Genomic DNA, 8,293 nt, shown 5'->3' with positions numbered 1-8,293 from the left:
GGCCTCTCCTCCCCGCACACGCGGGGGTCAGCCGCGTAGTGGACCGGGTGGTCCAGGTTGCCTGGGCTCCTCCCCGCACACGCGGGGGTCAGCCGCACCAGATCAGGTGGGATAGCGGGCGTCTCCGCAAAGTTCGGTGCAAGTCGATCCGGTCCTCCCTCGCGAGCACATCTGACGCCCAGTCATCGATACGCTGCCTTCGTGAGTCAGCACCCCACCCAAGCCGGACAACGTCGCGCCGGCCTCTGGTACGTCCTTACCCCGATATTGAGCATCGGCCTGCTCGCCTGCGTACCGTTCTGGCACGCCACCACGCGGCTGTCTCAGGCTCGTTCGCGGGACGCGGCGAAGGCTCGCCGACTGGCCCTTGTGTTCACCGTCATCCTTGCGGGCGGTCTCATCATTCCTCCTGTTGCAGGTTTCGCCGCGCTGGCCGGGATGATCGTCGCCCCGATCCTCCTCTCTCCATACCGGTCCCTGATCTATGGCACCGCCGCTCGGCAGCCGATGCCGGCCTTCTCGACGGAGCCCGCCGGCGCTCTCGCCGCCGCCCAGCAGGCCCGAACTCTGCGTTCCGAGGCACGCCGTATCGTTCAGGATGATCCGGCCCTGGCCCGCGAACTGGGAATCGGCCGACCAGGCCGAAACACCGGTTACGACGATGGGGGGCTGCTGGATCTGAACAACGTCGACGCCCAAACGATCTCTCAGGTTCTCGATGTCAGTTCCGATACGGCCGAACGAATCGTCACCGCCCGCCGGGAGGTTGGCGGCGCGTTCCGCTTGTTGGATGAGGTCATCACGTACGCGAGCCTCACCGAGGGCGAAGAACTCGTCATCCGCGAACGCGGCGTTCTGCTGCCGTGTTAAACAGCACGTCGGATCATTGGACTCCCTGTCCCCGCAGGTCAACCCGGTCGCCGGCAGCCGGGGGTCTCGGGGAGTCCTCCCCGCGCTCGCGGGGGTCGCCCGTACGAGCTGACGATCTCAGCCCTGGACGCCGCGTCCTCCTCGCACACGCGGGGGTCAGCCGTCCTCCACGTTCAGGTTGGTGTCCTCCTCCGTGTCCTCCCCGCCTGCGGGGGTCAGCCGTTCGGTGAGTTCATCGAGTGGTGCAAGGGCCTGTCATCCCCGCACCTGCGGGGGTCAGCCGCGGCGCGACCTCGTCGAGGCCATCGAGACAGGCCCCTCCCCGCGCCAGCGGGGGACAGCCGTACAGCGGCCCGGGCGCGGTGGATGCGGTGTCCTCCCTGCGTCTGCGGGGCCGGCCGTGGCGGGCTCCGGGCCACCGGAGCGGGAGGTCTCGTCTTCGGCATTCGACAGAAGGCGAGATCGTTCGGCGCCGCGGGTGGTGCGTCGTCGGGTGGTGAGGCCCACGTGCGGGTGAACGGGGCGGTCGGTACCGGCGAGTCCCCCGGTCGCGGTTCCCGGCCGAGGGATAACGGCGGGGACGAGTCGGCGAGAGGCCGGCCAACGACCTGCCGGGAGCACCGTGAGCACGGTCATCGGAACCTGGAACCTGGAGAACTTCTGCCGTCCGCTGCCGGCGGGCAGTCCGCCCGACCCGAGCACGTGCGCGGCCAAGGACCAGGCGACGTACGACGCCAAGGTCGAGGCGCTGGCCGGTGTCGTCACCGAGCTCGGGCCGGACCTGCTCGGGGTGCAGGAGGTGGGCAGCCAGGAGGCCCTGGACGATCTGGTGGCCAGGCTGCCGGGTACCTGGCACACGGCCTTGTCGGACCATCCTGACCCTCGCGGGATCCGGGTCGGCGTCATCAGCCGGTTCCCGCTGCTGGACGTCCGGCAGCGCAAGGACTTCCCGGACCACCTGCATGCCATCCAGGTCGAGGACGACGGCGTTCCGGGCACCCCGACCGGCGAGATGGGGCGCGGGGGCCTGGCCGTGCGGGTGGAACCGGTTCCCGGCCGGAGCGTCCAGGTGGCGGTCTGCCACCTCAAGTCGAAGCTGCTGACGTTCCCGGACAAGCAGCACACGACCACCGACGAGCGCCTGCGGGCCCGTTACGAGGCGTACGCGCTCTTCCGCCGCACCGCCGAAGCCGTCACCATGCGCGCCCTGGCCGACGAGCTGCTCCAGGGCGACGGCCGGACCCACGACGTCGTGGTCCTGGGCGACTTCAACGACGGGTGGCAGGCCGCCACCACCCAGATCCTCTACGGTCCGCCCGGTTCCCAGATGGGCGCCGGGGGCTTCGACCGCCCTGACCCGGGCGACGCCGAACGCCTGTGGAACCTGGCTCCGAAGATCCTGGAACAGGGCGGCTTCTCGCGTGTCTTCGAGGGCCAGCACGAGCTGATCGACCACATCATGATCAGCCACTCCCTGCTGGCCGTGTTCCGGAAGGTGTCCACCGGCAGCGACAAGCTGCCGAGCGTCGTCGAGGCCCGGCCTACCGCGCCGCACGACAAGCCCTCCGACCACTCCCCGGTGGTGGCGGAGTTCGACCTGTAGGAGTGCCGGGACCAGCGCGGCGACGGCTGTACTGGTCCCGGACCGCGATCGGCTCGGATCGTCGCCTGGTCCACGGCTTTCGGCCGCGTGCGGCGGCTCCTCACCCGCCGGGTCGACGACCGGGCGGACACCGTCCCCCAGGTCTGCGGAGTCCCCGACGCCCTGCGGCCGGGTACCGGCCGTGACCTGATCCGGACCATCGGGCGCATCAGTGCTCCGACGGCGGCGGCACCGCTCCTTCCGGGCCGTCCAGGGGCCAGGTGTCGCGGTCGCCGAGGTGGTCGTAGCAGGGGAGTTCGGCGGCGAGGACGTCGAAGTGGGGCAGTGGGGCCCACAGGGCGCGGTCGCCGACGACGTAGAGGCGGCGTTTGGCGCGGCTGGCGGCGACGTTGAGGAGGTGCGGGGTGCGGGCGGCCCAGGCGCGGGCGCCGGGGCGGCCTCCGGCGCCGAGCAGGAGGATCACGACGTCGGCTTCCTTGCCCTGGGCGCGGTGGACGGTGGCGCAGCGTTCGTCGACGTGTTCGGGGGTCCAGCCGGGGAGGGTGCGGCAGGTTTCGCGGGCTTCGCGGACGAGGGCGCGGAAGGGGGCGATGATGCGCAGGCGGTCGACGTCGACGCCGTGGCGGTCGAGTTGGCGTAGGAGGAAGGTGAGGGCGCGGCGGTCGCGTTCGCCCCAGGGGGTGTCGGTGGGGCGGTCGGGGTCGGGGGTGTCGAGCCAGCGGCTGGGGAGGAGGCCGTCGTGGTCGGGGTCGGGGAAGGGCTGGGGGCGGGTGCCGTGGACCATGAGGCCGCCGTAGGCGGTTTCGTTGCTGACGGTGAACATGGGGTCTTCGCAGCGGCGGTGGACGCGCAGGGGTGAGCCGACCCAGACGGTGTCGTGCTCGGCGCCGGTGGGGGCGGGCAGGTAGGTGCCGTAGCGGTTGACGCGGTCGGCGACGGCCTGGGCGGAGGTGGCGCTGGGCAGCCATGCGTCGTCGACGCGGTGGGCGAGTAGGAGGCGGCGTTGCAGGGCGGCGGGCATGGTGACGACGGGTTCGAGCTGGAGGGGGTCGCCGACGAGGACGGCGCGGCGGGCGCGCCACAGCGCGCCGACGGCGGCCTGCGGGGTGGCTTGGCCGGCTTCGTCGACGAGGACCCAGCCGAGGGAGGCGCGGCCGAGGCGGGCGAACATGCTGCCGAGGGAGGAGAAGGTGGTGGAGACGACGGGGACGAGGAGGAAGAGGGTCTGCCAGGCGTGCAGGACCTGTTCGTCGGGGACGGGGCCGTGGTGGCCGGTCATGAGGTCGACGAGGACCTGGAGGTTGCGGCGGATCCGTTGGGCGGTGTGGGCGGCGAGGGCGCGGTGGAGGTCGAGGGCGCGTAGGAACAGGTCGCTGCGGGCGGTGTTCCAGGCGTCGTCGGACCAGGGGGCGCCGAGTTCCTGGTCGTGGTCGTCGAGGTGGAGCCAGTCCAGGGGCAGGGAGGGGAGGGTGGTGGCGGCTTCGCGCAGGGTGCGGTGGGCGGCGGCGAGGCGGGCGGTGGCGTCCTCGAGGTCGCGGCGGGCGGCCAGGGCGGCTTCGCGGGCCTGTTCGGCGGCGGCGTACGCGGCGGATTCGGCGGCGCGGGCGGTGTCCTCGCGGGCGCGGGCCCGGGCCGCGGCGGTGGCGGCGTCGGTGAGGGCGGTGGTGGAGCGGGTGCGCAGTTCGTCGGCGGCGAGGTCTTCGGCGCGGACGCAGCGGGCGATGTGGTTGTAGGCGTCCTCGAGGGCGGTGCGCTGCTGGACGAGCTGGGTGAGGAGTTCGGCCCGGGTCTGGTGGCGGTGCTGTTCGGCGGCCTCGCGTTCGGCGGTGCTCTGCAGCAGTCGGCGCAGGCCGGCGCGCAGGCCGGGCTGGGGGGCGGGGGGTTCGTCGTGGAGGGCGGTGAGGGCTTCGACCCGGCGGCGGTGGTGTTCGGCGGTTTCGCGGGCGGCGGCGAGGAGGCCTCGGGCGTCGGCGAGGGCCTGGCGGGCGTGGGGGACGCGCTCGGTGGCGGCGCGGTGGGCGGCGTCGGCGGTGCGGACGGCCTCGGTGGCGGTGTCGAGGGCGGTGAGGGCGGCGTCGTGGCGGGCTCGGGCGGCTGCCGCGTGGGCGTCGGCGCGGGTGATGGCGGCGCGCAGGGCGTCGAGGCGGGTGTGGACGTGCTCGGACCGGGTGTCCGCGAGGGCGGTGGCGAGGCGGGCGCGTTCGGCGCGCAGGCGTTCGACCTCGGTCTGGGCGGTGTGGAAGGCGGCGACGGCCTGGCGCCAGGAGGGGACGGGCTGGGCGGGGGCGGGGAGGGGCGCGGTGGTGCCGCTCCGGTCGGCGGCGGGGGCGGCGGTGCTCCGGGCGGTGGCGCGCGTGTGGTCTCCGCGCTGGGTGCGGGTGGCGGGCTTGGCGGGGGTCGGTGGGATCCAGTCGCCGAGGATCTCGTTCATGCCGCGCAGCGGCGGGAGTCCGGCGGCGGCGCGGGCGGCGGTCTCGTCCTCGGGCAGCCGGCCCCACCAGAAGCGCTCGGTGAAGCGGGTGCGGTTGGTCTTGTTGCCGAGGACGGCGGCGACCAGCCCCCAGGCGGGGGCGCCGCCGAGCAGGGCGGAGGCGAGGTCGGAGAAGTGGTCGGGACCGCCGTGCCAGTGTTCGTCGAGGGCGTCGGCGCCGGGCAGTTCGGCGGTGATGTTCTCCACGGCGCCGTTGTTGGAGGAGGCGACGACGATCTCGCGGCCGGTGAGGCGCGGGTCGAGGGCGTAGACGAAGCGGGCGTGGCGGCCCTGGCGGTCCCTGCCGCGCCACTCGGAACCGGTGAACGCCTGCTCGGGCCGCCGGTAGGTCGCCATCACGGCGGCCCGTTCGACGACGAGGGCGGCGACCAGGTCGCGCAGCATGGTGGTCTTGCCGGTGCCGGGCGGGCCGTTGACGGAGAAGAGGCCGCCGGCGTCGGCGTTCGCGTCTGCGGCGCGGTCGTGTCCGGCCCGGTCGGCGAGCATGCGGTTGACCGCGAACTGCTGGCTGAGCGCGAGCGGGTGGCTCGCCTTGGCGGGCCAGCGCCCGGCGGGGACGAGGGCCGGGTCGACGCCTTCGAGGACCGTGAGGCGGTCCTCGCGCAGGTCGATGCGGGCGTCGAGGGGGATGTCCCGGCGGTCGGTCAGGTAGGCCTGCAGGGCGGGGCCGAGGCCGCCCGCCGCGTCGTCGCCGAGCGCGGCGCGGACGCGGGCGAGGTCGGGCGGCAGGAGGCTGTTGAGGAACGGCTGCGGGGCGGCGGGCTTGTCCTTCGGGTCGCGGGGGAGCCGCACCAGCCTGCTCTGGACCCGGATCACCCGCGGGTCGAGGTGCTCCTCGACCCCGCACAGGTGGGCGATCTGGGCGGTCAGGGCGACGAGGTCGGCGAGCGTGACCGGGCGCTTGCCGGTGTCGTCCGCAGCCTCGCCGTCCGGTGACGGCGCGTCGGCGGCTCCCGGGCTCGGCGAGGGCGGGGCGGCGGGCCCGGGAGGGCTCGGAAGGCGACGGTCTTCCGAGCCCTCCCGGGCCGAGCTCCCCGGGGCCGCGTCCTCCCGGTTCGGACGGCGGGCCGCCGACCACTCGGCGACGCGGCGTACCAGCGGCTCCGCCGCCCCCTGCACGGCGGCCCCGGCGACCTCGCCGAACAGTGCCCCGACCGCCGCCACCGCCGCGCCGCCCAGGATCTCCGCGAGCAGCCGCCGCCATCCGCCGTCGGGGGCGGCCTCCTGCCGTACGGGCGCCGCGCCCACGGGCCGCGACAGCAGGGGGTTCGGCAGGCGAGGGGGAGCAGGAGCGGGTGCGTACGGGACCGGCGCGGCGGCCAGCCGCCCCACCGCCACCTCGAACGCCTCGCCCAACTCCTCGAACCCGTCCAGCCACCCGGGCGCCGACGGCCCCGGGTCGAACAGCCGCCCCGTCGCCCAGGCGCACGCGGACACCACCGAGGTGTCCGCGATCGGGCGGCCGTGCTCGTCCAGGACCAGCGCGAACATCGCGCTCCCGCCCGGCAGCCGCAGCTCCTCGTCCGGCACCCCCGAATCCGGCTCCGTGCCCTTCGGCAGAGCGGCGATCATCGCCTGGCGCAGCCGCTCCAGGTCGAACACCCCGCCGTACACCTCGTGCCGCCACACCATCCCCCGCGGCGCCCGCCACGCCGCCGTCTCCGGGTGCTCCGGCGCCCACGGCAACACCGGCGCCGTCCCTCCCGCGGCCGGGGTGATCTCGACGACGACCGTGTCCGACGCCCGGAGCCGCCCGGCACGGCGCTTACGCGGCACCTCCGGGATCGACGGCGGACTGAACAACTCGATCGCCCGCCAGCAATCCAGCAGATCCCCGACCCGCCGGCCCCGCCCGTCCCCGGTCCGCACCCCGTTGCCCCCTGCGTCGAACCTGCGGCCCACAGCCGCTTCGTGTGCCGATCAGCCGGCCGCCGAATCTACCGGACGACGCGCAGGCGGGCCGGGTACTCGGGCGGCTTCGTCTCTGCGGACGCCCCACGGGCGCCGTAACGGCGAACCGCCCAGGCGTCATCGGCACGTGGGACGATGTCCCCGGCTCTTTGACACCTTCACAGTTCCCCTGACGTGGCCGACTCACCCGACGCCACATCAGAAGTAGAAAAGAAAGTGCAAAGCCGCCGCATCACCCCAGGTCGGAAAGGGTCCTCCCCGCACCCGCGGGGGTCAGCCGGAGACCAGCAAGAGCCACGACCTGATCACCAAGTCCTCCCCGCACCCGCGGGGGTCAGCCGAAACCATCGTTTCTTGAAGACCACCGTCCGGAGTCCTCCCCGCACCCGCGGGGGTCAGCCGCGCAAGGGCTACGTCTACGCCGAAGCGGCCGGGTCCTCCCCGCACCCGCGGGGGTCAGCCGATGCTCGCCGAGCAGATCACCGTCCCGCCCACGTCCTCCCCGCACCCGCGGGGGTCAGCCGGGTTGACAGAGTTTTCCCGGGTGGATGAGGGGGTCCTCCCCGCACCCGCGGGGGTCAGCCGCTTCAGCCAGCCGGGACCGACCGTCGGGGGCGGTCCTCCCCGCACCCGCGGGGGTCAGCCGGTGGACGAACGGGTTGTCCGCGTCCGGCCGGTGTCCTCCCCGCACCCGCGGGGGTCAGCCCTCCGCCTTCGCCCAGGTCGGCGAGGCGGTCGGGTCCTCCCCGCACCCGCGGGGTCAGCCGATGCCCAGGTGGGTGCTGTTGCGGCCGGCCTGGTCCTCCCCGCACCCGCGGGGGTCAGCCGGACTGACCATGTCCCGTGAGTTCATCACGGCCGTCCTCCCCGCACCCGCGGGGGTCAGCCGGCTAGCGGTGCGCTGGCGGCGGGGACGATCTCGTCCTCCCCGCACCCGCGGGGGTCAGCCGCGGACCGTCCACCGGTAGTCGGTGAGCGGGCCGTCCTCCCCGCACCCGCGGGGGTCAGCCGCGGTTCGTGCTGCGCTACGACGTGGCTCCGGCGTCCTCCCCGCACCCGCGGGGGTCAGCCGCTGCCCAACGGCAAGTACGACAGCGAGCCGGGGTCCTCCCCGCACCCGCGGGGGTCAGCCGCGGACCGTCCACCGGTAGTCGGTGAGCGGGCCGTCCTCCCCGCACCCGCGGGGGTCAGCCGCGGTTCGTGCTGCGCTACGACGTGGCTCCGGCGTCCTCCCCGCACCCGCGGGGGTCAGCCGCGGACCGTCCACCGGTAGTCGGTGAGCGGGCCGTCCTCCCCGCACCCGCGGGGGTCAGCCGCGGTTCGTGCTGCGCTACGACGTGGCTCCGGCGTCCTCCCCGCACCCGCGGGGGTCAGCCGCTGCCCAACGGCAAGTACGACAGCGAGCCGGGGTCCTCCCC

Annotated in this window: 3 protein-coding genes and 2 CRISPR repeat arrays; of the genes, 2 read left to right on the top strand and 1 reads right to left on the bottom strand. The window is 74.3% G+C overall.

Annotated elements, in window-relative coordinates; genetic code table 11:
• Positions 1-201 precede the first annotated feature (201 nt).
• Both ACZ6Y7_RS25790 and ACZ6Y7_RS25785 read left to right on the top strand, forming a co-directional pair.
• Positions 202-870, top strand: a complete 669-nt coding sequence (locus ACZ6Y7_RS25790) for a ComEA family DNA-binding protein (RefSeq protein ID WP_465760304.1) — start codon at positions 202-204, stop codon at positions 868-870.
• Positions 871-1,492: 622 nt separating this feature from the next.
• Entirely contained in the window at positions 1,493-2,473 is a 981-nt protein-coding gene (locus ACZ6Y7_RS25785; RefSeq protein WP_465760303.1) for an endonuclease/exonuclease/phosphatase family protein, read from the top strand.
• 208 nt (positions 2,474-2,681) lie between these two features.
• Here the strand turns inward: ACZ6Y7_RS25785 and ACZ6Y7_RS25780 are convergent, their stop codons facing one another.
• Complete coding sequence (locus ACZ6Y7_RS25780) at positions 2,682-6,740, bottom strand: DEAD/DEAH box helicase (RefSeq protein WP_465760302.1); 4,059 nt, start codon at positions 6,738-6,740, stop codon at positions 2,682-2,684.
• A 386-nt stretch (positions 6,741-7,126) separates the two neighbouring features.
• Positions 7,127-7,582: a CRISPR direct-repeat array (repeat unit 29 nt; unit sequence GTCCTCCCCGCACCCGCGGGGGTCAGCCG).
• A 91-nt stretch (positions 7,583-7,673) separates the two neighbouring features.
• A CRISPR array of direct repeats spans positions 7,674-8,252; the repeat unit is 29 nt; unit sequence GTCCTCCCCGCACCCGCGGGGGTCAGCCG.
• Positions 8,253-8,293: the final 41 nt, after the last annotated feature.

This window comes from Kitasatospora sp. NPDC053308, from assembly GCF_055585785.1.
The sequence above is the reverse complement of the archived record's forward strand: the minus strand, read 5'-3'. Positions and strand labels throughout refer to the sequence as shown.